The following is a 26,336-nucleotide window of genomic DNA, read 5'->3' as shown; positions in this document are numbered from 1 at the left end:
TCGCGCGTGAGTGTCAATGCTAGCACATTGGAACCTCAATACACGGCGCATGCTATTCTTGCATCATGAGATTCGAACAAGACAACAATGAGACCGCATTCGTGCCACAAGATATGGTGCAGGCGAACGATAGTTCGTGGAACGGTCGTGCCATCATGCTCCTCGATTTGGACGCATTCTTCGCTTCCGTGGAGCAGTTGGACCATCCCGCGTGGCGCGGCAAGCCCGTTATCGTGGGCGGCTCGGCCGACGCGCGCGGCGTTGTCTCCACGTGTTCGTACGAGGCGCGCGCATTTGGCGTGCGTAGCGCCATGGCGGCGGCCACGGCGCGGCGTCTGTGCCCGCAAGCCATTTGGACGCCAGGGCACTTCAGTCGCTATCGCGAAATGTCGCGCCAGGTCATGGCCATTATGGAAAGCGAAAGCCCCTTCATTCAACAGGTGAGTGTGGACGAGGCGTTCTTGGACATCACGCCCACGGCGCATCGCCCGGAAAGCCCCGTGAGCGTGGCCATGCGCATTCAGCGCCGCGTGCACGAGCTGGGCGTTACCTGCTCCATCGGCCTGGGAGTGAGCAAGGCGGTTGCGAAGACGGCTTCCGAAGCCGACAAGCCGCGCGGCATCACCGTGGTGTACCCGGGGCGCGAGGCGGCTTTCCTGGCGCCGCTGCCCACGTCGCGCATGAGCGGCATTGGTCCCGTGGCCCAGGCTCACCTGAAGGATTTCGGCATCACCACGCTGGGCCAGGTGGCTGCGGCCGATCCCGACGTGCTGCGGCGTGTGTTCGGCAAGAATGCCGAGGCTATGCGCGCACGCTGCCTGGGTGCCGACACCGACGGCATCTCCGCGGGCGAGCCGGTAAAGCAGGTGAGCAACGAGATCAGCTTCGCGCATGACCTTACGGAGCGCGCCGACATCGAGGCCGCCATTGGCACCGTGGCCGCGAAGGTGGGGCGTCGCCTGCGCCTGAAGGGCCTGTCCGGCAGCACGGTTTCCCTGAAGATACGCTACGCGAATCTGAACGTCCGCAGCGCGCAGAAGCGCTTGCCCGAACCCACGAACGACGAGTATGTGATTGCGGCGCATTTGCGTTCCATGCTCGGCGACTTGTGGCATCCGGGGACGGCGGTGCGCCTGGTGGGGTGTGGCGTTTCGCGATTCGATGGGGAAGCGCCCGTGCAAGATTCGCTCTTTGAGCTAGAAGACGAAGCGCCCGACGCCAGCCTGCCCAGCGAAGAGCAACGCGAGAACCTGAAGACGGCCACCGACATGGTGCGCGATCGCTTTGGCGAGTACGCCGTGCAGTTCGGCCGCGAGATGCGCACGCGCCAGAACCTTACGGGCAGCTCGAGCAAGAATCCCGCCGATTACAAGTAGCTGTCGATTGCGGCCAGTGGCTGCATATTGCAGGTCCGTTTGCATGCGCGTTTGGTGAGAGGCTGGATTCGGCACGCCCAGCAGCTGTATACATCGGGTTCGTTCTCAGCGCACCGCCGCGCTTCATGCCTTGCGCCATTTTCCCAGCACCGCGCATTCGGCGCGCGCGTGGATTTGGCGTTTTTGCGCCGCCGCCCAACCGCGCCCGTTTTGCCCCTATAATAGCCATTTGTAAATTTAGGCATATGTGGAAGGTACAGAAGTGGCCAACGCGTATAAACAGACGATGATTCTGCCCAAGACTGACTTCGCGATGAGGGGTAATCTGCCTCAGAACGAGCCTTCGCGCCTGCAGTGGTGGAACGACATCGACATCTACCACAAGGTGCTGGAGAAGAATAAGGACGGCCAGCCGTTCGTGCTGCACGACGGCCCTCCGTACGCCAACGGCCCCATCCACATTGGCCATGCCTTCAATAAGATTCTGAAGGACTTCGTGAACAAGACCAACGCGCAGCGTGGCTATTTCACGCCGTACATCCCCGGCTGGGACACGCACGGTCAGCCCATCGAGCACGAGGTCGAAAAGAAAATCGGCACCCAGAAGATGAACGAGCTGCCTCAGTCGGTCATCCGCAAGATGTGCCGCGAATGGGCCGAAAAGTTCGTCGACGTGCAGCGCGATGGCTTCAAGCGCCTGGGCGTGAACGCCGACTGGGATCATCCGTACCTCACGTTCCAGCCCACCTACGAGAGCGCGAACGTAGAAGTCTTCAAGAAGATGTACCTGGATGGCGCCGTGTATCGCGGCCGCAAGCCCATCCATTGGTGCAGCCACTGCCATACCGCCCTGGCCGAAGCCGAAATCGAATACGGTGACGAGGTAAGCCCCGCCATCTTCGTGCGCTTCGAGCTCACCACCACGCCTGCGGGCCTGGAAGCCTACGAGGGCTCCGTCGACGTGGCCATCTGGACCACCACGCCTTGGACGCTTCCTGCTGACGTTATTGTCATCCTGCATCCGAAGGCCGAGTACGTGGCCGTCATGCACGACGGTCGCCCCACCATCTTCGCCCGCGAGCTGGCGGCGAAGTGCTGCGAGAAGTTCGGCTGGGAATGCAACCTGGTGGAAGTGGACGGCGAGGTCTGGCACGCCACGGGCGAGCAGCTGGCTGGCAACAAGTACAAGCAGCCCATCTTCGGCGACGCTGGCGAAGAGGGCACGTTCATCCACGCCGACTACGTCACGCTGGAAGACGGCACGGGCATCGTTCATGGTGCGCCTGGTCACGGCGTCGACGACTACAAGGCCGGCATGAAGTTCGGCATTCCCGTAGTGATGCCCGTCGACGACGACGGCCGCTTCTACACGGGCGAGGGCATGGGCACCGGCGGTCCGTTCAGCGGCATGGACGTGAACGACGCCAACCCCAAGATCATCGAATGGCTGCGCGAGCGCGGCACGCTCATCCTGCACGAGGACATCAACCACAGCTATCCGCACTGCTGGCGCTGCCACGAGCCCGTCATCTTCCGCGCCACCGACCAGTGGTTCGTCTCCATGGACGAAACGGGCCTGCGTGAGAAGGCGCTCGACCAGATTCACAACCACGTGCGCTTCGTGCCCGAATGGGGCGTCAACCGCATTGGCGCCATGGTGGAGGACCGTCCCGACTGGTGCATTTCGCGTCAGCGTAACTGGGGCGTGCCCATCCCCGTGTTCAAGTGCGCGCATTGCGGCGAAGTCGTGGCTACCGAAGAGACGTTCGACGCGGTTATCGACCTGTTCAACACCGAAGGCGCCGACGCTTGGTTCACCAAGCAGCCTTCCGAATACCTGCCCGAAGGCACCTGCTGCTCCGCATGCGGCGGCACCGACCTGGTTCCCGAAAAGGACATCCTCGACGTCTGGTGGGAATCCGGCGTGTCCAACGTGGGCGTGCTGCAGCACCGCGCCGAGGCGGACGGCCTGAAGTGGCCTGCCGACATGTACCTGGAAGGCTCCGACCAGCACCGCGGCTGGTTCCAGAGCTCGCTTCTGTGCGGCGTGGGCGCATTTGGCACCTCGCCCTACAAGAGCGTTGTCTGCTGCGGCTTCACCGTCGACGAAAACGGCGAGAAGATGAGCAAGAGCAAGGGCAACGGCATCGACCCGAACGAAGTGTGCAACAAGTTCGGCGCCGACGTGCTGCGCCTGTGGGTTGCGTCCACCGACTACTCGGTCGACGTGTCCATTTCCGACAACATCCTGAAGCGCGTGTCCGATGCATATCGTCGCTTCCGCAATACGTTCCGCTTCCTGCTGGGCTCGTTGCCCGACTTCGACGACCAGGTGAACTGCGTCGCTAGCTTCGACGAACTCACGCCCATCGACCAGTGGGCCATGGTGCGCCTGGAACAGCTGCTCAACGACGTGGATGCTGCGTTCAATGCGTACCAGTATCATCGCGCGTATCGTGCGCTGTACGACTACGTGGTGGGCGACCTTTCCGCCGTGTACCTGGATTCGCTGAAGGATCGCCTGTATTCGGAAGCCCCGAACAGCCCGCTGCGTCGCAGCGCCCAGACGGTTCTCATGAACATCCTGGAAGTGCTCGTTCGCATCATGACGCCCATCATCAGCTTTACCACCGAGGAAGTGTGGCAGCATTACCCCGAGTCCATTCGCAACCGCGAGGGTCGTCCCGAATCGGTGCAGCTGGCTGGCTGGCCCACGCGCGACGACTTCGTGCCCGCGCTGCCTGCCGATACGGCCGCCATCGCCGATTCCTTCGCCTACGTGCTGCAGGCGCGCGAGGTGGTTACCAAGGCGCTGGAAGACGCGCGCAGCAACGGTCTGGTGAACAAGAGCCAGGAAGCTACCGTTCAGCTGCAGGTTCCCGCTGCTGCCTTTGCCGCGCTGCAGTCCTACGAAGCCGGCATGCTCGAAGAGCTGTTCATCGTGAGCGGCGTTGAGCTTTCGCAGTGCGAGGGCGAGGACATGGCCGCTACCATCGGCGTGAGCGAAAAGGAAAAGTGCCCGCGCTGCTGGAACTACCGCGACCTGGGTGGCAACGCCGCGCATCCGCATGTGTGCGAGCGCTGCGGCAACGTGCTCGACGAAATCGGCTTCACCGAGGAATAGCGCATGCCCAACGCCATGAAGCGACTTTCCGCCAAGCAAGCCACGGTGGCCTTCACGGTCATCGTGGCCGTTTGGCTTATTCTCGACCGCATCACCAAGGTGGCATTCGACAATGGCCAGGTAGGCCATGTGTTTGCCGACAACGTGCTGGGTCTGTTCCAGTTCATTCTGGTTCACAACACCGGTGCTGCCTGGGGCATCTTCAGCCAGTCCACGTTTGCGCTGGGCATCTTCAGCGTGATTATCAGCGTTGTCGTGATCATGTGGTTCGCGTCTGTGGCGCGTAAGGGCCAGGTTGCCCTGCTGGAAGTCATCTCGCTTGCCCTGGTTGCCTCGGGCGGCCTGGGCAATGCCATCGACCGCCTGGCGTATGGCTACGTGGTCGACTTCATCAACTGCACGTTCATCGATTTCCCCGTGTTCAACGTGGCCGATATCGGCGTTACGGTGGGAATCGCGCTTCTCATGATCAGCTTGTTCCTTTCCGTCTTCGCGTCCGACGAGGCTTCCACTGCCGTGGACGCGGGCAAGGGCGAATAATGGCTCGTGCTCTCATGTGCCAGGTAGGTGGCGAAGACGAGGGTATGCGTCTTGATGTGTACCTGGCGCTGCGCGATTGCTACGAAAGCCGCAGCCAGGCTGCCAAGCAGATCGAGGCGGGTGCCGTGTTCGTGAACGGAGCCACCGCTACCAAGAAGACGAAGGTCTGCGCGGGCGACACCATCGTGTACGAGGAAGTGCCGCAAGCGCAGCATATCGACCTGCGGGGCGAGGACATCCCGCTCGATATTCGCTACGAAGACGACGACATGATCGTCATTTCCAAGCAGGCGGGGCTGTGCGTGCACCCCGCGCCCAATCATCCGTCGTTTACGCTGGTGAACGCACTTATCTATGCGTATGGCCGCGACAGCTTGGCGCATGTGCAGGGCGACGACCGCCCTGGCATCGTGCATCGGCTCGACATGGACACGAGCGGCCTTATGATGTGCGCGAAGAGCGATGCTTGCGGTGCAGCGCTGCAGGAGCTCATCCGCGTGCACGACGTCGAGCGCAAGTACATCACGCTCGTACATGGCAACATCGCCTACGATACCGGCATGATCGACGAGCCCATCGCGCGTGCTGACTTCGACCGCCTGCGCATGGCCATTTCCTACAAGCCCACGGCGCGCAATGCGCTTACCACGTTCACGGTGCTCGAGCGCTTCGAGCAGGGCACGAAGGACCAGGGCTTCACGCTTTTGGAGTGCAAGCTCTACACCGGTCGCACGCACCAGATTCGCGTGCATATGGAGCACATTGGCCACTGCTGCGTGGGCGACCCGCTCTATCGCTGGGGCAACGAACAGCAGCAGCTGGGCCTGCAGCGCCAATTCCTGCATTCCTATTCGCTCGACGTGGACCATCCCATGACGGGCGATCACATTCACCTGATCGACGGGTTCCCGCCCGATCTGCGCGAGGTGCTCGATGTGCTGGCGCCGCGCAGCATGGGTCGCACCGCTGCGGGTGAGAGCATTTTGCAGGCGATGGCCGAAGCTCAGGCGCAAACGCCCGACCTGCAGTTATAATCAACTTCATCAGGGACAGGCAAGCCTAACTCTTACGCGCTTGGCGCAGATTGGACTGGAATGAAAACAGGAATCATCATTGCCAACACAGGATCGCCCGCCTCTCCCGAACCAGATGCCATCGAATCGTATTTGCGTGAGTTCCTTATGGATGACCGCATCTGCCAGATGCCGCGCCCGCTTTGGAAGTGGCTCGTCTTCCGCCATATCTTGCCCAAGCGCAAGTTCACGTCGGCCGAGCGCTATCGCTTCATTTGGAACGAGAATGGCTCGCCCCTCATTTACCTGCAGGAACGTCTGGCGAAGGCCGTAGGGAAGGAGCTTTCCGCTGGTGGCGAAGACGTTGTGGTGCGTAGTGCCATGTCATATGGCCAGCCCGCCATTGCCAGCGTGCTGCGCGAGATGCGCGACGCTGGCGTGGAGCGCTTGGTGCTGCTGCCGCTGTATCCGCAGAGCGCCTATTCGCCCACGCTTGCCGTGATCGACGCGTTCAACCGCGCCCGCAAGGAAGTCGGCTGGCGCCCGCCGTGCTGCATTATCGACAACTACCACGACAACGCCCTTTACATCGACGAGATGGCTCGTCGCATTCGCGACCTGGGCTTCGACGCTGCTTCGGGCGACCGCCTGATGCTCTCGTTCCATGCCATTCCCTTGAAGGACGAGCGAGCGGGCGACACGTACCGCACGCAGACGCGCGAAACGACGCGCCTGGTGGCCGAACGTTTGGGTATCGACCCCGCGAGCGTTACCGTGTCGTACCAGAGCGTCTTTGGCCACAACCCCAAGGCCTGGGCGTCCCCGCTGTCGCTTGACGTGCTGGAAAGCTGGCGCAGCCAGGACTTCCGCGTGTTCTTTGCATGCCCGGGGTTTGCCATCGACTGCCTGGAGACGATGTACGACATCCCGCAGGAAATGGTTCCCGCGCTCGAGGGGGCGGGGGCGAAGCCGGCGAAACCTGCCATTGATGGCTCCATTTCGAATACCCTGAACACGAACGGCCGCTTTGTGTGGGTTCCGTGTCTCAACGATAGCCAGGAGCACGTTCGCATTATTGCCGATGTGCTTCGCCGTAATATAGGGAAAAGCGCGTTTGGCGACTAGGTACGCTCGCGCGAACGAGTAGAAAGCATTCAGATGGGTTCAGAGCAGAAGACCGTCCTGGTTGGCGTTACGGGCGGCATTGCAGCGTATAAGGCCTGCGAGATCGTTCGAGGTCTGCAGAACGCTGGCGTGCGCGTGAGGGTCGTCATGACCGAGCACGCTACCAAGTTCGTGACCCCGCTTACCTTCCGCGCACTTACGCACGAAGAAGTGGGCGTCGAGATGTTTACCGAGGGTGGCGACCCCATTCCTCACATCAGCCTTGCTGAGGAAGCCGACCTCTTCCTCATTGCGCCATGTACGGTGAACGTGGTTGCCAAGCTGGCCAATGGCATTGCCGACGACCTGCTCACGTCCACGGCTATCGCATGCTCGTGCCCCATCATCGTTGCCCCTTCGGCGAACGTGAACATGTACACCAGCCCGGCCAACTTGAACAACATGGCCATTCTGGAAATGCGTGGCTACCAGATCATCGAGGCGCAGGAGGGCTATCTGGCCTGCGGTTACGTGGGTCGCGGCAAGCTGGCGCCCGTGGATGACATCGTATCGCGCGCCCTTACGACGCTGGGCATTTCCGGCGACATGAAGGGCATGAACCTCATGATTACCGCTGGCCCCACCATCGAGCCCATCGATCCGGTGCGCTACATCACCAACTTCAGCAGTGGCAAGACGGGCTATTCGCTCGCCACGGCCGCTGCCAAGCGCGGCGCCAACGTCACGATCGTTTCCGGCCCCGTTGCCGTCGACGCGCCCGAGGGCGTCACCGTGGTGCCCGTGCGCACTGCGCGCGAGATGCGCGACGCCGTGGCCGAGGTGTTCCCCATGTGCGACCTGGCCATTTTCGCTGCGGCTGTGGCCGACTTGCGCCCGGAAAACGAAGCCGACCACAAGCTGAAGAAGGGCCTCGACGACGCGGCGCTTTCCACCATTCGCCTGGCGGAAAACCCCGACATCCTGTCTGAGATGGGCCATGCGAAGGGCGACCAGGTGGTCGTGGGCTTCGCTGCGGAAACGCACGACGTGGTGCCCAACGCGCGCAAGAAGCTTCTGGCGAAGAACGCCGACATGATCATTGCCAATCAGGTGGGCAATGGCTTGGCGTTCGGTACCGAGGGCAACGAGATCTGGATGGTCACCGAAGACGGTGACGAGCACGTTCCGTATATGCTCAAGGCAGAATTGGCCGACATCGTGCTCGATAAGGCCCTGTCGCTTATGCATGGGCAGGAGTAGTTCCCCGCAATACCCCGCATAAATTAAATCTATTTGTTCCTCCTGGTTCCTCCTGATAGCATCCTTTAGCACGTCAGAGGGATCAGGAGGATTTGTTTTGCTAACCACCATGCTACATGGGAAAATTCACCGCGCCCGCGTGACGCAGGCCGAGCTGGATTACATCGGCAGCATCACTATCGATGCCGATTTGCTCGACGCTGCGGGCATTCGCGAATACGAGCGCGTGGAAATCGCGAACGTGGAACGGGGCGACCGTTTCGCCACCTATGCCATTGCCGGCGAACGGGGGAGCGGCGTCATTTGCGTGAACGGCGCGGCTGCTCACTGCGCCAACGTGGGTAATCACGTGATCATCATGGCCTATGCCCAGATGGACGAAGAAGAGGCCGCATCCGCAAAGCCTCATGTCGTGTTCGTGGATGGGTTCAATCATGCGTCCCGTATCACCCGATACGAAGCGCATGGCCGTTTGGAAGACTTGGCATAGAGGGGGAGCCATGCAAGTTATTACCACCATTTCCGAAGCGAAGCGCGTGCTGCGCGCTCTGAAGCGCGAGGGAAAGACCATTGGCCTCGTGCCTACCATGGGCTACCTGCACGAGGGGCATGCCAGCCTCATCGAGCGCGCCGTTGCCCAAAACGACGTTGCCGTCGTGAGCGTGTTCTTGAACCCCACGCAGTTCGCCGAAGGGGAAGACCTGGATGCCTATCCGCGTGACTTCGAGGCCGATTGCGCGCTGTGCGAGCGCCTGGGTGCCACGTACGTGTTCCATCCCGAGCCCAGCGAGATGTACCACGACGCGCATGCGTTTGTGAACATCGACTACCTGTCCTCTACGTTGGAAGGCGCCGCGCGACCCATTCATTTCCGCGGCGTGTGCACCGTGGTTTCCAAGCTGTTCAATATCGTGCAGCCCGACCGCGCCTACTTCGGCCAGAAGGACGCCCAGCAGCTTGCCATCATCCGCAAGATGGTCGATGACCTGAACTTCGACGTGCAGGTCGTGGGGTGTCCCATCGTGCGCGAGAGCGATGGCCTGGCGAAGTCGTCGCGTAACACGTACCTTTCCGCCGAGGACCGCAAGGCGGCTACGGTGCTCAGCCGTTCGGTGTTCCGCGGCCAGGAGGTTGCGCACGATGGCATGCCCGCAAGCGAGCTGGTGGGCGAGATGCTGCATGTGCTTGCCGAGGAGCCGCGCGCGAACGTGGAGTACGTGTGCGTGAACGACGCTATCGACATGCAGCCGCTCGACGCGCTCGACACTGAGGCGTTGGTCTCCATGGCCGTGCGCATTGGCTCTACGCGCCTTATCGACAATTTCGTGTACCAGCCCGCAAAGTAAAGGGGATATCATGCGAGCTCTTTCAACCATTGGCAGTGTTCTTACGCGCTACGTTGCGCTTATCATCATCGCGCTTTCCGCGCTTGCGTTCGTGGTGCCCCAGGCGTTTGTGTGGGCCACGGGCTACACCACCATCTTCCTGGGCGTCATCATGTTCGGCATGGGCCTGACCATCAAGCCTTCCGACTTCAAGGTCGTGTTCACGCACCCCAAGGAAGTGCTCATTGGCGCGGTGGCGCAGTACACCATCATGCCGCTGGCTGCCTGGGCGCTGGCTACGGTGCTGCAGCTGCCTGCGGACATTGCCCTTGGCGTCATTCTGCTGGGCTGCTGCCCCGGCGGCACGGCCAGCAACGTGATCACCTACATCGCCAAGGGCGACGTGCCCCTGTCGGTGGGTATGACCATCGTGTCCACGCTCCTGGCCCCGCTCGTAACGCCCGTGCTCGTGTATGCGCTGGCCGGCGCCTGGGTTGAGGTCTCCATCGTGGCGATGTTCGTTTCCGTGGTGCAGGTGGTTCTGCTGCCCGTGATTGCCGGCCTGGTGGTGAGCGCCTTCGCTCATCGCGCTATGCAGACGGTTCAGCCCATTCTGCCCGTCATCTCGGTGTTCGCCATCGCCTTCATCGTGGCCGGCATCACGGCCGCCAACACCACCAAGATCCTGGAGAGCGGCGCGCTCGTGCTGGCTGTGGTTGTTCTGCACAATGCCATCGGCATGGGCGTGGGGTACGCCATCGCGCGCCTCTTCAAGATGGACTACGCGAAGACCACCGCGCTCGCCATCGAAGTGGGCATGCAGAACAGTGGCCTTTCCGTAAGCCTGGCCGCCGCCAATTTCGCGGCGAATCCGCTGGCCACGCTGCCAGGTGCAATCTTTAGCGTGTGGCACAACATCGCGGGCAGCGTCTTCGCGAGCGTGCGTTGCCGCGAGGGCAAGCAGGTGGCTCCTGCCGCATCTTCAGCGCGTGCGTAATGCATGGCTGATAGGTAGGCCTAACTTTTTTGATGCCGCTGGCGAACCCAGCGGCATTTTTCTGCTCTGAACAGTGCAAAAAACGGTATAGTAGGGCGCTGTTAGGGAAATGCGCGAGAAGGGTTTCGCGCGTTCAGGAAAGGATACCAATGAAGAGAGTAGTTACCAGCTTGCCCTTCATTTTGCTCGTGGCCGTGGTCGTGGGCATTCTGGTGGGCCTGGTTGCAACCGAGCAGGTGATGCTCGTCATCGTTACGGTGAAGTACATCCTCAACCAGCTCATCATGTTCTGCGTGCCGCTGATCATCATCGGCTTCATCGCGCCGTCCATCACGAAGCTGGGCAGCAACGTGTCACGCGTGCTCGGGTTCGCCATCCTCATTGCGTACGTGAGCTCCATTGGCGCTGCGTTCTTCAGCACGGCTTCCGGCTATGCCATCATTCCGCAGCTGTCCATCGTCACCGACCCCGCTGGCCTGCGCGACCTGCCCGACGTGCCCTTCCAGCTGGACATTCCGCAGATCATGAGCGTCATGAGCGCGCTGGTGTTCTCCATCATCGTGGGCCTTGCCTCGGTGTGGACGAAGGCCAAGGCTATCCCGCAGATTCTCGATGAGTTCCAGCGCATCGTGCTGGCCGTGGTAACGAAGGTCATCATTCCCGTGCTGCCTGTGTTCATCGCCTGCACCTTCTGCGGTCTGGCGTACGAAGGTGCCATTACCCAGCAGCTGCCCGTGTTCATCGTGGTCGTGCTCATCGTCATTCTGGGCCATTACATCTGGCTGGCCGTGCTCTACGGCATCGCCGGTGCGTATTCCGGCAAGAATCCGCTGCAGGTCATCCGCCATTACGGCCCTGCGTACCTTACCGCCATCGGCACCATGAGCTCTGCCGCCACGCTGGCCGTGGCGCTGCAGTGCGCGGGCAAGGCCAAGCCGCTGCGCAAGGACATGGTCAGCTTCGGCATTCCGCTGTTCGCGAACATCCACCTGTGCGGATCGGTGCTCACCGAGGTCTTCTTCGTCATGACCATTTCGAAGATGCTCTACGGCGCCATGCCCAGCGTGACCACCATGATTCTGTTCTGCCTGCTGCTCGGCATCTTCGCCATTGGCGCGCCGGGCGTGCCGGGGGGCACCGTCATGGCGTCCCTGGGCCTCATCACGGGTGTCGTTGGCTTCGATGCCACGGGTACCGCGTTGGTGCTCACCATCTTCGCGTTGCAGGATAGCTTCGGCACTGCCTGCAACGTCACGGGTGACGGCGCGCTCTCGCTCATCATGACGGGGTACGTGGAGCGTCACGGCATCCAGGCCGAGGAAGCGCCCGAAACGCGCGAGCTCTTCAACGTGGAAGACGAGCGCGTGCCTCTGCAGAACGCGTAGCCTCTGCTGTATATCGCGTGGTCAACGGGAAGGGTTCGCCCTTCCCGTTTTTGTTATCCATCTGGTAGTATTCTGCTAGGTCAAAGGGTCTAGGGGTAGCCGAGCCGCAGGTGGTGCGTATGCGGTGCGCGCTTCCCGTTTGGAGGTTCCGATGGGAAAGAAGCTTTTCGGGTCTTTCATGTCCGTACGCGTGGTGGCTGCGCTTTGTCTGTCTGCGCTGCTAGCTATGGGCGGTTTCGCCCTGTATGCGCATGCCGATGGCGATGCGCTCGAGGCGCAGTCGACGTCGGTGATCTACTTGCCCGATGTCACGCAGGAAAAGTCCACGGCGGCGTATTGGGTGGCGAAGCAGACGGATGCTACCGATATTTTGGCCGATCGCGCTACCATCGACGCGTTGAACGATGCGGCGGTGAAGGCCGGCAATACGCACCTGCAGGATATGAAGACTGTTGATGCGTCGTACCTTACGGCTGAGCGCCAGCAGGCCCTTGCGGCAGCTGCGCGTAGCGAGCTGGAAAACGACTTTGTCGGCAAGACGTACAACGAGGATTGGTCTCCCTTTACCCAGGCCGATGTCGATGACATCATGTCCGTATATCCTACCGATGGCGCAGCTCCTGCCATTGCTAGCCCGTATGGCGTCGTGACCACTCACACCACGCTTCGTGGATATCCCACCGATCGTCCGCTTTTCCAAACGTATGGCGATGCTGATGATGACAACCTGTACCTGAGCGCGCTGCGCGTAAACGAGCCCGTAGTGGTGCACGCCGTGTCCACCGATGGTTTGTTCTACTACTGCAGCTCTTCGTGCCTGGATGGTGGCTGGGTTCCCGCTTCCGATGTCGCCATTTGCGCCAACAAGAGCGAGTGGCTGAGCGCGTGGGACATTGCGGAGGGTCAGGAGCTGGTTGTTACTGGCTACAAGGTGCGAACCGAGCAGTCGAACGTTACGTCGAATACCGCCAATAGGCTGCTGTATATGGGCACGGTGCTCGAGCGCATCGACTGGGAGGATGCGAGTGTGCTCGTGGGCACGCGTTCGGCGTACAACAATCACGTCTGCTATCTGCCTGTACGCAAGTCCGACGGCACGTATTCGAAGGAAGTGTGCCTCATTGCCGAATCGGAGCCCGTAAGCGAGGGCTACCTGCCCCTTACGCGCGAGAACATTGCCAACGTCGCTTTCAATTCCCTGGGTGAGATGTATGGCTGGGGAGGCATGCTCGAGGCGAACGACTGCTCGGGTTATGTGCGCGACGTATACAAGTGCTTTGGGCTCGAGCTGGCGCGCAATACTACGTGGCAGCGTAATATGCCGGTGCGCTCGTACGACCTTTCCGGGCTAGACGATGCTCACAAGGCGGCGGCCATTCGGCAGATGCCCTTGGGGACCGTGCTGTTCATGCCTGGTCACGAGATGATGTACCTGGGCGATGCCGACGGCCATGAGTATGTCATCAGCTCGGCCGGGTCGATTGGCAATCTGTTTGGCGATACCGGCTCCACGCAGGTGAAGGGCGTGCTGGTTAATTCCCTCGACATCATTCGAGGCAATCGGACCACTTGGCTTAGCAACCTTGCCATGGCGAACATGCCTTACGTGTCCTCATCAGAGCCCGCATTGAGCTTGTATGACGTTGCGTTCTACGACTCGGCGGTTACGGCGCTCGATGCGTCCTATCCGTATAGCGGTTCGCCCATAACGCCCCTGGTGGAGATTCCCGGCCTTGTCGCGGGCACTGACTACGAGGTGACGTATGCGGATAACGTTGAACCGGGCATTGCCACGGTTACCATTACGGGTACGGGTGCCTATACGGGCACGGTGAAGCGTACGTTCGAAATTGCCGCTCCGGTGGTGGCTCCCACGTACGATATGGTTTCCGGCGATGGCGCCACCTGGCAGAAGGGTAGTGACGAAGCGCTCGTGTTCACGGTGGAGCGCTCGGGCGACTCCGCTGCTACGTTCTCGCATTTCACGGGCATCTCGATTGATGGGGTAGAGGTCGATTCGTCCCGCTATACCGCCGAAAGCGGCAGCGTGGTGCTTACTCTGCCCGCGGATTTGCTGGAGACGCTCGATGCGGGCACGCATGCACTTGCCGTTGCGTTCGACGATGGCACCTCTTCGGCGTCGTTTACCGTGGAGGAGGCGGCTGCGAGCTCCACGTCTACGTCGACGAGCACGCACTATCCCGCATCGAGTACGTACGGATCGAGCATGGCAAAGACGAGCGATCCCTTCATCGGCTTTCTGCCGCTGGCCATGGTAATCATCTGCGCCGCAGCGATTGGCGTCGTGGCCTTCGTCCGCATGCGCAAGCAGCGCAAGGAATAGGGCGCGCAACCGCCATGGACAGCGTCCCGCTGAGGGTGACATGGGGACGTACCTTCTGTCACCCGCGTTTCGCCTTAGGGGCTGGATGAGGAAAGCAAAAAGCGGGTCAGAAGAAATCTTCCAGGTGACACAGGGACGTACCCTCTGTCACCCTCGAACGCCCGTCCCCGCGTCACCTGGAGAGGTGACAGAAGGTACGTCCCCGCGTCACCTGGGGTCGCTCCTATGAGAAATGAGCAAAATCGCAGGTCGATTTAGCAAAAATGTAACCGTTTACACGTAGATTTCTGTGATTTCGCCTTTTCGGTGGGACAAACGGGTTCATCTCGTACTTCTGGGACGGCGTAATCCCAGGTCGTGATTTTCCATTCGAGCGTTTGTGGTCTCGCGGGCGTGTAAACAGTTACATTTCTTACATTATGACGGCTTGATTTGCTCATTTTTCTGCGTAGGCGGGTTTTGGGCGTTAGCGCCGTGTTTGCCGCGCGCGTGAGAGTGGGCTAGGGACGCAAAAAGCGGGTCAGAAGAAATCTTCTGACCCGCTTGTTTAGCTGGTCGGGTTGACAGGATTTGAACCTGCGACCCCTTGACCCCCAGTCAAGTGCGCTACCAAACTGCGCCACAACCCGAAAGTGTTTGCTGCTCAAGCAGCGAAAAGTATATTAGCCGTAACCGCGCGCCAAATCAACCCCGAATTATTCTGTGGTCACAATCTGCACATTCTTGCCGCCGCGTCACGTGTAATGTGGCTCATGCTGCATCCCGGGAAACGCATATCAAACGAATCGTGTGTATTGCTTCGCAACAATTTAAATATGCTACCACGGGTGTTACAATTATGTTCTGCTTGGGGGCGGAACAGTGCTGGTTTGGGGCCATGATAGCGTTTTTGCTTATTTCATTCGCAATGATTGCGGCTATATTCGCGTGCGCGCGTATAGCCCATCGTTCCGTGCGTCCTATTTCCTACGACATGGAACGTCTGCTTGGGTATGTGCTGCTACCCGTTCTGGGCGATGTCATCATGGTCGTGGCGCCGAGCGAACCTTTGGCGATGTTTGGCGCGCTGTTGTTCTTCGCGGGTACCGACTGGATGCTCCTGGAACTGGTCAACTTCATTGCCGTGTATTGCTCCAGTCAATTTCGAGGGACCATCTGGGCCTTTCTGTTTGCGGCAATGGCCACGGTGGACACGGTGGTCATTCTTTCCAACGTTTTCACGGGCTTCGTGTTCAAGCTCGAGCCCACCGCGTTTATGCCGTGGATGGGCTCGTTTATCCTTATTCCCCAGCCGTGGCTTCTCGTGCATCAATGCATCACGCTGCTCATGTTCTTGGCCGCCGTGATTTTGCTGCTTAACAAGGCCATCTTGGTTCCTGCGGTCTACTCCGAGCGCTATGTGGTCATGCTCATTGCCGTGTTGGCGTCGGTTGGCACCGACATCTACTATCTATCCACCGACACGCCGCTTGGTTTTTCGTTCGTTGCCTACACCATCTGCGCGCTGCTAGGGTTCTTCTTCGCCATCGTGTACAAGCCCTTCATCGTGATCGACCGCTTGCTTTCGCGTGTGGTCTCGGAGTTCGGCGAGGTCATCGCCGTGTTCGACGGCGATGCGAATTGCCTGTTCGTGAACGACGTGGCACGCGAGCAGTTCGGCTTGGATCCGGATGACCTGCATTCCGGCAATGCCCTCTTCACGCGCTTTTTGGGTGAGGGTAGTTCGTATGTGGTTGAGCACGAGCGCGAAGCCTACGATAGCCTGAATGGCGTTCAACGGTATTTCCGCGTGCGCTATAGCGTCATCGCCGACAAGAAGCAGCGGGTCGTGGGTGGGTATCTTATCGTGTACGACCAGACGGAATACGAGGAGAGTCTGATAGAGGAGCGCAAGGCCACTGAGGAGGCCCAGTTCCGCGCCGATCACGATAGCCTGACGGGCTTGTATCGCAAGCACAAGTTCTGCGAGGCGGTGGAACGCCTTTTCAGCGAGAATCCCAACGTGAATTACGCCATCGCCGTTTCGAACGTCAAAGACTTCAGCCTCATCAACGATATCTACGGCTCGGAGGAGGGCGACGATCTGCTCGTGCGCATTGCCACCGCCTTGCGCGAGAAAGCCAACCCGGGAACGCTGTACGCGCGACTTGCCTCCGACCATTTCGCAGTGTGCTTCGATCGCGACCGCGTTTCCTATCGGATGTTTATCGACTTGCCCGACCAGGTTGCGTACGTTAACGCCGACCGCCTGTTCCCCGTGGTCGTGCACGTGGGCTTGTACGAGGTAACCGACCGATCGCTTTCCGTGCCCATCATGATTGACCGCGCCATGCGCGCCGCCAAGTCCATTGGCTCCGAATATGCGCACGAACGGCGTCTGGCTATCTACGACGATGCCATGCGCGATGAATTGCTCTGGTCCAAGAAGGTCATTGGCGCGTTCGACCGGGCCATGAGAGAGCATCAGATTCGTCCGTACGTGCAGCCTCAGGTGAATGCAGATGGCGTCGTGAGAGGCGGCGAAGCGCTTGCTCGGTGGATTCATCCGGAGTGGGGAGAGCTGCGTCCTGACAGGTTTATCCCCATTTTCGAGCGCAACGGCATGATCGTGCAGCTCGATAAGCACATCTGGGAAGAGTCCTGCCGCATCCTGCGCGATTGGGCGAACCGCGGCATCGACATGTACGTGGCCGTGAACATCTCGCCACGTGACTTCTTCTTCATCGATGTGGCGCAGACGTTCATCGACCTCGTCGAAAAGCATGGCATCGCGCCGCAAGCGCTGCATTTGGAAATCACCGAGGCGGTCGTGATGGAGAAGGGCGCTGCCGCCATGGCCGCCTTGGAGCGCCTGCGCGCAGCGGGCTTCGTGGTGGAGATGGATGACTTTGGCAGCGGCTATTCCTCGCTGGGCATGCTCAAGGACATGCCCGTCGACGTGCTGAAGGTGGACATGGCGTTTCTCTCTCGCGCGAAGGACCCCGAACGTGCTCGCAAGATTTTGGAAGGCGTCATTGCGCTCTCCGAGAGCCTGGGTATGCCCAGCATCGTCGAGGGCGTGGAAACGTCCGAGCAATACGACATGCTTCGAGCCATGGGATGCGGGCTTTTCCAGGGGTACTATTTCGCTCGGCCCATGCCGTTCCCCGATTTCGAGAAGAAATACCTCGATTAAGCTATTTCATATCCGATATGTAGTAAAATTCAATTTCACCAAATGGTCAGCATCCAAATGCACCCTAAATGCCCCCTACGCCATTGGTCGGAGTTGATTCATGAGCAAATTGAGCAGTGTCTCCTTGTCGGCAGGCATTCGCCGTTCTGTGTCTCATTCCGTCACCTCTACGCGCGTAAAGGTAAAGAAGCATCTTCTCGAGCGTTTGGATGCCGAGGCGCTATACGGTTCCACGCACGACGAGCTTACGGGGCTGTACAACAGGCGTATGTTCTGCGCGAAAGCGCGTGAGCTGCTCGACGCCACTCCGGGCGAGCGCTACTGCCTGCTCGTTTCGAACGTTCACGATTTCAAAATGGTCAACGACGTCTATGGTCGCCATGGGGGAGATAAGCTCCTTATGCGCATAGCCACGGCCTTGCGTTTCTACAAGACCGACGGCATGGTCTATGGCCGTGTGGGCGCCGACAAGTTTTGCGCCCTTATTCGCGAAGACGATTTCGACCGAGATATGCTCGAGGCCTCCACGAATCACATTATCAGGCTCGACAGGAACACGTACTATCCCATCTTGGTTCACATTGGCGTGTACGTTGTCGAAGACAGGTCGCTGCCGGTCGAAACTATGATCGATCGCGCGCATATGGCCATCGACGGCTGTGGTTCGAACGCCAATCGCCGCGTGCGCATCTTTGACAACAGCGTGCGCGAGCAGCGCGTATGGTCGCATTCCATCATCGGTTCGCTCGAAGATGCGCTGCATGGCGGCGATATCATGCCGTATCTGCAGCCTCAGGTAGACGAAACGGGTGCCATCCTTGGTGCCGAGCTGCTCGTGCGATGGAATCATCGCGATCGCGGCTTCCTTTCGCCTTCGGAATTCGTGCCCATTCTGGAATACAGTGGTCTCATTACGAAGGTTGACGACCTCATGTGGGAACATGCCTGCCGCATGCTGGGCATCTGGCAGATGCAGGGAAGGGACGACCTGACGCTTTCGGTGAACGTTTCGGCGAAGGACTTCCTGTTCACCGACGTACGCAAGCGCTTGGTGAGCTTGGTGAATCGCTACGGCGTCGACCCTTCGCATCTGCGTTTGGAGATCACGGAAACGGCCATGATGACTGACATCGAGAGTCGCCTGGTCGACATCAAGGGGCTGCAGGCCGAGGGCTTCGTAGTGGAAATGGACGATTTCGGCAGCGCGTATTCGTCGCTCAACATGCTGCGCGAGATTCCCGTGGACGTGCTGAAGATCGACATGCTGTTCCTGCGCGAGGCCACCGAGCACGAACGCGCCCGTATCATCCTGCAGTCGGTTATCGACCTTTCGCGCAAGCTGCACATCAGCGCCATTACGGAAGGCGTCGAAACGGTCGAGCAATTCGAGATGCTCAAGCAGATGGGGTGCAAGATATTCCAGGGCTTCTATTTTGCGAAGCCCATGCCCGTGTCCAGCTTCGAGCTCTTGTGCGGCTTGGCGTAGGGACTGCCCCTATTCCACGGTAATGGCTCCCTGTAGCTTCGTTTCGCGATAGCCCTCGTAATTGGCATCGTTGATCTGCACGTGCGCGTGATTCCCCGGGTCGTCTTCGCTCGTGTATTCGCTGAGCTGGACTCCGCTGATGCTGCTGATGTCGCGCACCGATGAAATCTGCGTGGTTCCCGCTACGACCTTGTCGCCCGCCTTCACCAGCGGGTCGGTGGTGTGGATGACCACCACGTCGAGTTCGGGATGCCCTTCGGGCTGGATGTGGATTTCGATGTCGGTGAGCTGCTCGAAGAGCTGGTATTCCGTGACGAGCACGACGGTTCCCGTAACGGGGGCGTAGACGGGCGTTCCCGCCAGTGCGCCCGCGTCGATGGACGTGTCGATGTTGGTGGACGCGGATGTGCGCCATGCGTGCACGGTGTCGGCGTCGACCCAGGTGCCGCTATTCTGCGCGTGGTTCACGCGTAGGTAGTGCTCGTTGTAGGCGGTTTCGCCGTCGGCTTTCGGCAGCTCGGTATACATTTGCAGTGCGTAGGCATACGAGGCCTGGTGGAAGATGACGGCGGTAAGGTCGGCCGTGCGGATGGGGCAGTAGATGGGAATGTCGTCGTATGCCGCCACTTGGTAGGTAGCGGGCGTGGTGGCTTCCGCCTGGCTTTCGGTGGTGCTGCTTGAGGCGCTTGCGCTCGAAGTGGCTGCGGTGCTGCTGGCTTCGGTTGCCTGCGTGTCGTTTGATTTCTGCTGTGCCGCTTGGATGCGCGCGACGTTGGGGAGGGCCCAGAAGTAGATGGCGCTTCCTGCCGCGGCTATGGCTACGAGCAGTGCGAGAGCGATTGCGATGCCCTTGCCAATGCGCTTTCCCGTATGCTTTTCTGGCTTGATTGGTTGTTTAGCGTGCTTTGCCAATTGCCTGCTCTTACGTGCTTGTTTTGTAAGGTCAAGGGCATTTTATCATTAGGCAGCTACGCTTTGGTAACAATGATTTTTCGTTATCCGCGAGCGGTTTGCCATTAGGTAGAGTTGCCGTGGAAGGTAAACCCGACGAGAGCTGGTTTCCATGATTGCCGAAGTAAGCTACGAATCGGTTGCGTGTGAAAAGCGCGCGCAACGTCAGGCGCTTATCAGTCGCCGCGATGCACTCGATCCCGCCAGCCGAGCTGCCATCGATGCGGAAATTGCGCAGCGGCTTTTCCAGCAGCCCGAATTTATGGGTGCTCACACGGTCTTCTCTTTCTATTCTGTTGGCAGCGAAGTCGACACGCACGTCATTATCGAGCGTGCCCTTTCCCTGGGTAAGGTGGTCGCCCTCCCGCGTTGCGTTCCCGGTTCGCGTTCCATGGAATGGTATGCCATCGATTCGCTCGAAGGCCTTGTTCCTTCCTCGTATGGCATTCCCGAGCCCGCTCCCGTAGTTGGGCGTCTGGTAGACCCTGTTGCCCGGGTCGATTCTCTTTGCATCGTGCCAGGACTTGCGTTCGACGCGCGCGGCTATCGCCTGGGTTATGGCGGTGGGTATTACGACATCTTCCTGTCTACGTTTCCCGGCTTTGCCTTGGGGCTGTGTCGCGAAAGCCATATGGCATCCGAGAGCATCGCGCGCGAGCGCTTCGATCGCCCTGTGTCGGCGGTGCTTACCGAAGCACGTATGATCCGCGCAAGTTGGTAATGCCCGGAATTTCGAATAGCATGCAATAAGAAGGGCGACTGCAATGCAGTCGCCCTTTTGCGTGATGGGGAATGGCTTACCTGCGCTTGTAGCGCGTGGCGCGGGCTGCGCCAATCTTGCGAATGGCTCCTTCGTCTTGCATCTTCTGCAGGATGCGCTCGACCGTCTTCTGGCTCATGGATGGGTTCGCGTCCATGATGGCGCGCTTGGTGACGGGTTCCTCGATTTGGTCGAAGTAGGCGCGAATGCGCGCTTCGTTGCTTACGCGTTGGCCCATGCGCTGCAGGTATTCGGTCTGCGTTTCATAGCATGCCAGAAGCGTTTCCAGCATGCGAACGGCGTACGTTTCGTCGCCCGCATGCTCCTTGCTCTTCTTTGCGGCATTCCCCAGCTTGCGCTTGTTGCCTTCCAGCGCGGCATCGAGCGAGACGTGCAGGCCAACCGTGTAGCCTTCCTGGCAGAGGAGCAACAGAAGCAGCAGGTTCGCGCAGGATGTGTTGTAGCGCTCGAAGGGGGCGATGGCTGTGAAGGCGCGGTAGAACACGAAGATGCTCTGCATGGGGATGCCATCCTTCGAGCGCTTCGCCGCTTGGTATTCGCGGCAGAGGTCGCGGATGGCCGCGGGGGTTTCCGTTTCGTCCTTCCATTCGCCGGCGTCTTCCGCCTTCTCGTACCAGAGCATGTCGCGATGGAGCTGCTGGATGGTGCCGGGGGAAAGGCGGATGGATGCGTAGCGTTGCTCGATGAGCCCCCAGACGTAGAGGTAGCCCATGGCGAATCGCTCGGCGGGGGATTGCGGTTCTGCCTCTTCGCGCGCCAGGCAGCGCAGGCGCGTGTCGCCGATGGTCATGCCCTCCATGCGCGTGGCGGCAAGGGCGCTTTGGAACATGGTTGCTTCGCGGTATGCGTCGAGCGCTTCGGGGTTGCGCGCGCATGCAAGCTGCTCGGCGCCACGGTGCTCATGGATGGTGCAGAGCTTGAGCAGGATGGCGGGAGAGAAGGCTATGCCCTCGGGTTGTTGCGTTACGCTGTCCATTGCATTCTCCTCAACTCTTTATATATGACTAGGAAACTCGAACTACACCAAAACTAAAGAAACGACTAGGGTATAAACGTAAACTATGCATAATCTACCTTGATGCTGCAGGCAATATCGTCGGTATCCTTTCGCACTTCAATGCATGCTCCCGTTTCGTCTTGATGGGTGAATATGCGCACCGTTTCATCCTTGCGAACCTCGTGTCGGAAGTCTGCCTGGAAGGCCACGATGGGGCGACCCGCCGCCTCGTCGAGCGCGTCGATGGCGTACGTGGCGTAGCGCGCGTTGTTCACATGAGCGTTTACGTCGACGTCGGTGCGTCCCGGCGTAATGGTGCGTGCGCACGATGCGTGGGCGGGGAGGGGCTTCAGCTTTCGGATGCGCCCCTTGATGGCACGATCTTCGCTGAAATCGTTCGATCCCTCGTAGATATCGGCTACCGAAACGAACGAACGCTCCTTCGCGTCCATGACGACCCATTCCGATGCCGCGGAGAGCAGCAGGTTGCCATCTTGGTCATGCATGGTCCAATCGCGGTGAAACGAGAAGCGCGAGGGGGAGTGCGGCCACGTGCGCACCGAAACCACGGAATGATGCTTTGGCTCTTGGTGCACCACGTACTTCATGCGTACGATTGCCCAGAATACGCCCTTGTCATGCATGGCGTTGTAGCCAATGCCCATGTCTTCCGCCTGCACGGTGGCGAGGTCCTGCAGAATGTCGAGCACGGCGGCTGGATGCAGGTGTCCGAAGCGGTCGAAATCGGTGAGTCGCAGGCGATAGTTCAGGGTCATTCCGATAGGCATGTAGGGCGTTCTCCTTCTTTCCGTTTGCCGATTTGGACAAATGCCAAATGGCGGTGTGGGGTATGAGATATATTTTAGCCACTTTGTCCAAACTGAACAAGTTTTATTAGTTTTGTGCATCTTGTGATACTTATGTGGTCTGAAAGGGGTCATTATCTGCGCAAACAGGGATTTTTTCCCTGTGGGTCCTTCATGCTGGTGTAAAGTCTTTTCTTACGTTCTTACGACTGTTTGCGCGGCGTTCGCGCAAGGGGAAAGGCATTGAATGACTCTGGTTAGAAGGCTTTTTGCAACGGTTGCATTCGCGATGCTGTTCGCGGCTTCCGTCTTCGTGACTGGGCAGGCGTATGCCCAGGATGGCCTTACCGTGAGCGGTGCCGACTCCTATGTCACGCAGGGCTCCGTGCCCGTTCTTTCCGTTTCCGGTACTGCGGGCGAGGTTTTCTACGTTGAAGCCGTCTGCGATGGCAAGACCGTCGTAAGTCATCTCAAGCAGACGCTCGTTTCCAGCGAAGAGGCGGGCATCGTCGATCTTGATGTCGAATCGTACGAGTCTTCGTATACGGTGCGCGCCTATGCCGACCGCGAGCAGACGCAGCTGCTGTATGAGGGCACTACCTATCCCGTGTACGCCACGTTTGATGGTGGCACGCCGCAGCTCATTGCGCTGCGCACCCTTTCCGGCTCCGAATCGCGCGTGTTCACGCCCCAGGAGAGCATGTACGTTGATGGCGTTTCCTATCGCCTCGCGCGTACCGCTTCTGGTCAGGTGAAAGTGAGCACGTCGAGTGGCTCCCTGGAATACGCATACGAGTCGTATTCCGTGCAGGGCTCCGTAGATGGCTCCATTAGCTATGTGGATGCCGAGTCGGGCGAGACGGTCGCCACGCAGAGCATCGTGGGCATTCAGTCGGGCGAGACGCGCACCGTCTCCGTTCCCTCTGCCGTTGTGGGCGACGACGGCTCGGTCTATCGTGTCATCTTCTTTGGCAGCGCGGTTTCCGCTGCCAATCCTGGTCAGCATGACTTCGTTATTTCCTGTCGCAAGATCGCTGAGGCGGGCGATCTATTGGGCGGCTACTACGTCGCCACCATCAATCTGGTCGATGCCGGCTCGAAGGCCGTCTTGGCGTCCGACTACGTGACCGTCACGGGTTCGTATGCCTATACCGCACCGCAGGTCATGTACCTCCAGGTACAGGACGCTTCGGTTTCGTACGCGTTTGCCGGTGGCGATACGGCAACGTCGGCGAAGCTTACCGACAATGTGCTCATGCTCGATGCGCAGCTGGATGGCGTTACCACCGGGTCAGCCACCTACACCCTCTACTATCAGCAGCAGGAATCCGACGCCGGATCCGTGCAGGTTACCTTCAATCTCATTGATGCCTCGAAGCGCGCGAGCGATGATGCCCGCGTACTGGGGCAGCAAACGGCTACTGCCTACAAGGGTGGGGAAGCGGTAGAGCCCCCTTCTAGCTATACCGCTAGCGACGGTACGACGTACGCCCTTGCGGGCAGCGTTTCCCAGTACGCGTACACCTACGATTCAGGCAGCAACCCTGTTGTGGATGTCTATTACCTGCCCGATGGCTATGTGACGCCGAACGAGTACCAGGTTACGGTGAACTACGTCAACGTGCTCGATGGCTCTGTCATTTGCAGCAAGGAATACACGTCGAGTCTAGGCGATGAGGAAAACTTGGAAATCACGACCGAGGCATCCTTCACGCAGGACGGTTCCGAATGGATTCGCCTCGACGGGCAGGAAGATCCCATCAGCCACAACTTCTTCTCGATGCAGACGACGTATACGGTCTACTATCGCAACGCTAACGACGCGCTGTCTGCGGGCACTGTCGTGAATCGTCTGCGCGTGCAGTACGACGCGGGCTCTGGCTCCGGTGGATCTGCGTCGGCTTCCTCGGTGACCTCCGCCGTCGGCTCGGCCGATGAGAGTGGCCAGCTTTCCAGCGCGAACAACTACAACGTCATCGTGGGCCCCTCTGGTTCGCTTATCACCAACGAAGAGGGGAATGATAGCGAGTCCGAGCGCATTGAAGAGGATGAGTCTCCTCTTGCGTCCGGCATGTTCTCGGAGGCGCTCACTACGATTACCGAGCATGCGCCCTTTGGTGTAGGCGTGGCCGTTGGCCTCGTCCTCATCATTGCGTTCTTGCTGTTCCTCATGAGGGCGCGCAAGAAGGGCGACGACGATGACGACGATGGTCCCCATGGCGGAACTCCCGCGCTCGTTACGTCTGGGCAGGTGGCTTAGGATGGAGTGGCAGATGTCTGTGTATGCTTCCGTGCGCCGCGCGATCGGCGTTATCATTGCGGCTGTGTGCCTTGCTCTGTGCTTTGGTGCGCTTCCTGGCCTTGCTCATGCCGAAACCGTGGACGCTCCCGTGGTTGTTTCCGACGACGCCACGCATCTTTCGGTGGCCAAGCTCGATGTCGACACGCACGACTGGGTCGTGGGCGCGCAGATGGCCATTATCAACGCCGAGACGGGCGAGGTCGTGGCCGATTGGACGACGGCTGCATCCGTCTATCAGGTAAGCAAGAAGCTCGACGTGAACGTGCGTTACATCCTGCGCGAGATTTCTGCGCCCGAGGGGTATTCCAAGGCCGATGACGTGGTCTTCTACGTGAAGCCCTCCGAGGAAGAGGGCATCGAAATCGTTTCGGGTGCCAGCGACGGCAATGCTGAACTCGTGCAGTCCTACCAGGTGAACGTGTATGACAAGTCGGGTTACACCGAGCAGGTGGTCACCGTCTCCAGTGACGCGGATGGCAGCAGTAGCCCCTCGTCGCAATCACTCGTCGTGGCTCCCAAGACGGGTGATGAGACGCCCTTGAGCCTCGTCGCGGCACTTGCCGCGGTGGGCGTAGCGCTCATTATCGTGCTTGGTTTGGTCAAGAAGACGAAGTTGCGCTAGGTCGAAGGTTACGGGAAGGAAGCTCATTCGCATGACGGCAAAGCAATCCATACGACGGGGAATCACGGTCGCCCAGATCGTGCTAGCCGCGTGCGTGCTTGCCGCTTGCGCCTGGCTTGCATGGAAGTGGATGGGCTATACCCAGGCGAGCAGCGTGTACGAGCAGCTGCGCGAATCGTATGCCGCCGAAGTTGATTCCATTGACTTCGGAACGCTTTCGGCCGATTACCCTGGTGCCGTGGCATGGATTACCGTCGATGGGCTCGACGCCATTAACTACCCCGTTATGCAGGCATCTGACAATGATTACTATTTGTCGTTCGATGCCACGGGTGCGTCTTCCGTGGATGGCGCCGTGTTCCTGGACTACCGCAACGGATCCATCACCAATGATTTGCACGCCATCGTCTATGCGCACAACATGGCCGATGGCAGTATGTTCGGAACCCTTTCGAGCTTTCTTGACCAGGATTTCTACCAGTCCTCTGGCGGCATGTTCACCGTGTATACCGCGGAAGGTACCTTCCGCTACCAGGTGTTTGCCGTGCAGATCGTCGATCCTTCCGATGATGCCTACATGGTGGGCTTCACCGACAAGGATGTGTTCGACGCATATGTCCAGCAGCTTGCCGCTTCCTCGGTGTACGACACCGGCGTTACGGTTACTGGAAACGATCAGATTGTCACCCTTAGCACCTGCTCGAGCTCGAATAGGCTCATTGTGAGTGCCAAGCGCGTCGCAGGGTAG

Annotated in this window: 20 protein-coding genes and 1 tRNA gene; 17 read left to right on the top strand and 4 right to left on the bottom strand. The window is 59.6% G+C overall.

Going from position 1 to position 26,336, the window contains the following annotated elements:
* Window positions 1–65 precede the first annotated feature (65 nt).
* The 11 genes from dinB (at window position 66) to AAY81_RS06240 (ending at window position 14,468) form a co-directional block, all read left to right on the top strand.
* The gene (gene dinB / locus AAY81_RS06290) at window positions 66–1,376 is read left to right on the top strand and encodes a DNA polymerase IV (RefSeq protein WP_240480560.1); all 1,311 of its coding nucleotides are present in this window, start codon (window positions 66–68) and stop codon (window positions 1,374–1,376) included.
* A 262-nt stretch (window positions 1,377–1,638) separates the two neighbouring features.
* Complete coding sequence (ileS, locus tag AAY81_RS06285; protein WP_066662787.1) at window positions 1,639–4,500, top strand: isoleucine--tRNA ligase; 2,862 nt, start codon at window positions 1,639–1,641, stop codon at window positions 4,498–4,500.
* 3 nt (window positions 4,501–4,503) lie between these two features.
* Window positions 4,504–5,040: a signal peptidase II gene (gene lspA / locus AAY81_RS06280; protein ID WP_143117352.1), complete on the top strand. Its 537-nt coding sequence runs from the start codon at window positions 4,504–4,506 to the stop codon at window positions 5,038–5,040.
* Window positions 5,040–6,074: an RluA family pseudouridine synthase gene (locus AAY81_RS06275; protein ID WP_066662784.1), complete on the top strand. Its 1,035-nt coding sequence runs from the start codon at window positions 5,040–5,042 to the stop codon at window positions 6,072–6,074. Before lspA ends, AAY81_RS06275 begins: the two co-directional genes overlap by 1 nt.
* Window positions 6,075–6,134: 60 nt before the next feature.
* A complete protein-coding gene (gene hemH, locus AAY81_RS06270) occupies window positions 6,135–7,178 on the top strand; it encodes a ferrochelatase (protein ID WP_066662781.1) in 1,044 nt (347 codons plus the stop codon).
* A 33-nt stretch (window positions 7,179–7,211) separates the two neighbouring features.
* Entirely contained in the window at window positions 7,212–8,417 is a 1,206-nt protein-coding gene (gene coaBC / locus AAY81_RS06265) for a bifunctional phosphopantothenoylcysteine decarboxylase/phosphopantothenate--cysteine ligase CoaBC (protein ID WP_066662778.1), read from the top strand.
* A 139-nt stretch (window positions 8,418–8,556) separates the two neighbouring features.
* Entirely contained in the window at window positions 8,557–8,907 is a 351-nt protein-coding gene (panD, locus tag AAY81_RS06260) for an aspartate 1-decarboxylase (RefSeq protein WP_420838404.1), read from the top strand.
* 10 nt (window positions 8,908–8,917) lie between these two features.
* Window positions 8,918–9,763 (top strand): pantoate--beta-alanine ligase, encoded by an 846-nt coding sequence (gene panC / locus AAY81_RS06255; protein ID WP_066662771.1) that lies wholly within the window; start codon window positions 8,918–8,920, stop codon window positions 9,761–9,763.
* A 10-nt stretch (window positions 9,764–9,773) separates the two neighbouring features.
* Window positions 9,774–10,739 (top strand): bile acid:sodium symporter family protein, encoded by a 966-nt coding sequence (locus AAY81_RS06250; protein ID WP_066662763.1) that lies wholly within the window; start codon window positions 9,774–9,776, stop codon window positions 10,737–10,739.
* Window positions 10,740–10,888: 149 nt separating this feature from the next.
* Window positions 10,889–12,124, top strand: a complete 1,236-nt coding sequence (locus AAY81_RS06245) for a dicarboxylate/amino acid:cation symporter (RefSeq protein WP_066662757.1) — start codon at window positions 10,889–10,891, stop codon at window positions 12,122–12,124.
* Window positions 12,125–12,275: 151 nt separating this feature from the next.
* A complete protein-coding gene (locus tag AAY81_RS06240; RefSeq protein ID WP_082867898.1) occupies window positions 12,276–14,468 on the top strand; it encodes an NlpC/P60 family protein in 2,193 nt (730 codons plus the stop codon).
* Between the two features lie 552 nt (window positions 14,469–15,020).
* Here the strand turns inward: AAY81_RS06240 and AAY81_RS06235 are convergent.
* Window positions 15,021–15,097: transfer RNA gene (locus tag AAY81_RS06235), tRNA-Pro, on the bottom strand.
* Window positions 15,098–15,420: 323 nt separating this feature from the next.
* Here AAY81_RS06235 and AAY81_RS06230 point away from each other — a divergent pair.
* Entirely contained in the window at window positions 15,421–17,643 is a 2,223-nt protein-coding gene (locus tag AAY81_RS06230; protein ID WP_169815801.1) for a putative bifunctional diguanylate cyclase/phosphodiesterase, read from the top strand.
* Between the two features lie 100 nt (window positions 17,644–17,743).
* Window positions 17,744–19,129, top strand: coding sequence for a putative bifunctional diguanylate cyclase/phosphodiesterase (locus AAY81_RS06225; protein ID WP_082867896.1), 1,386 nt, complete (start codon window positions 17,744–17,746; stop codon window positions 19,127–19,129).
* Window positions 19,130–19,138: 9 nt separating this feature from the next.
* Here AAY81_RS06225 and AAY81_RS06220 read toward each other — a convergent pair whose 3' ends face one another.
* A complete protein-coding gene (locus AAY81_RS06220; RefSeq protein ID WP_066662750.1) occupies window positions 19,139–20,041 on the bottom strand; it encodes a M23 family metallopeptidase in 903 nt (300 codons plus the stop codon).
* Between the two features lie 151 nt (window positions 20,042–20,192).
* Here AAY81_RS06220 and AAY81_RS06215 point away from each other — a divergent pair, with 151 nt between their 5' ends.
* Window positions 20,193–20,801, top strand: a complete 609-nt coding sequence (locus AAY81_RS06215) for a 5-formyltetrahydrofolate cyclo-ligase (RefSeq protein WP_082867895.1) — start codon at window positions 20,193–20,195, stop codon at window positions 20,799–20,801.
* A 76-nt stretch (window positions 20,802–20,877) separates the two neighbouring features.
* Here AAY81_RS06215 and AAY81_RS06210 read toward each other — a convergent pair whose 3' ends face one another.
* Together AAY81_RS06210 and AAY81_RS06205 are read right to left on the bottom strand one after the other, a co-directional pair.
* Entirely contained in the window at window positions 20,878–21,837 is a 960-nt protein-coding gene (locus AAY81_RS06210) for a hypothetical protein (RefSeq protein ID WP_066662747.1), read from the bottom strand.
* A gap of 83 nt (window positions 21,838–21,920) precedes the next feature.
* Window positions 21,921–22,646: an acyl-[acyl-carrier-protein] thioesterase gene (locus AAY81_RS06205; RefSeq protein WP_169815800.1), complete on the bottom strand. Its 726-nt coding sequence runs from the start codon at window positions 22,644–22,646 to the stop codon at window positions 21,921–21,923.
* A gap of 265 nt (window positions 22,647–22,911) precedes the next feature.
* Between AAY81_RS06205 and AAY81_RS06200 the strand changes: the two genes are divergently transcribed.
* From AAY81_RS06200 to srtB, 3 genes are read left to right on the top strand one after another with little or no spacing between them, the layout of a single operon-like run.
* Complete coding sequence (locus tag AAY81_RS06200) at window positions 22,912–24,924, top strand: hypothetical protein (protein ID WP_066662740.1); 2,013 nt, start codon at window positions 22,912–22,914, stop codon at window positions 24,922–24,924.
* A 13-nt stretch (window positions 24,925–24,937) separates the two neighbouring features.
* Window positions 24,938–25,588 (top strand): SpaA isopeptide-forming pilin-related protein, encoded by a 651-nt coding sequence (locus AAY81_RS06195; protein WP_066662737.1) that lies wholly within the window; start codon window positions 24,938–24,940, stop codon window positions 25,586–25,588.
* Window positions 25,589–25,619: 31 nt separating this feature from the next.
* Window positions 25,620–26,336, top strand: coding sequence for a class B sortase (srtB, locus tag AAY81_RS06190; protein WP_066662734.1), 717 nt, complete (start codon window positions 25,620–25,622; stop codon window positions 26,334–26,336).

It is taken from the genome of Denitrobacterium detoxificans, from assembly GCF_001643775.1.
GTDB classification, from domain to species: Bacteria; Actinomycetota; Coriobacteriia; order Coriobacteriales; family Eggerthellaceae; genus Denitrobacterium; species Denitrobacterium detoxificans.
This window is presented reverse-complemented; position numbering and strand designations above follow the sequence as displayed.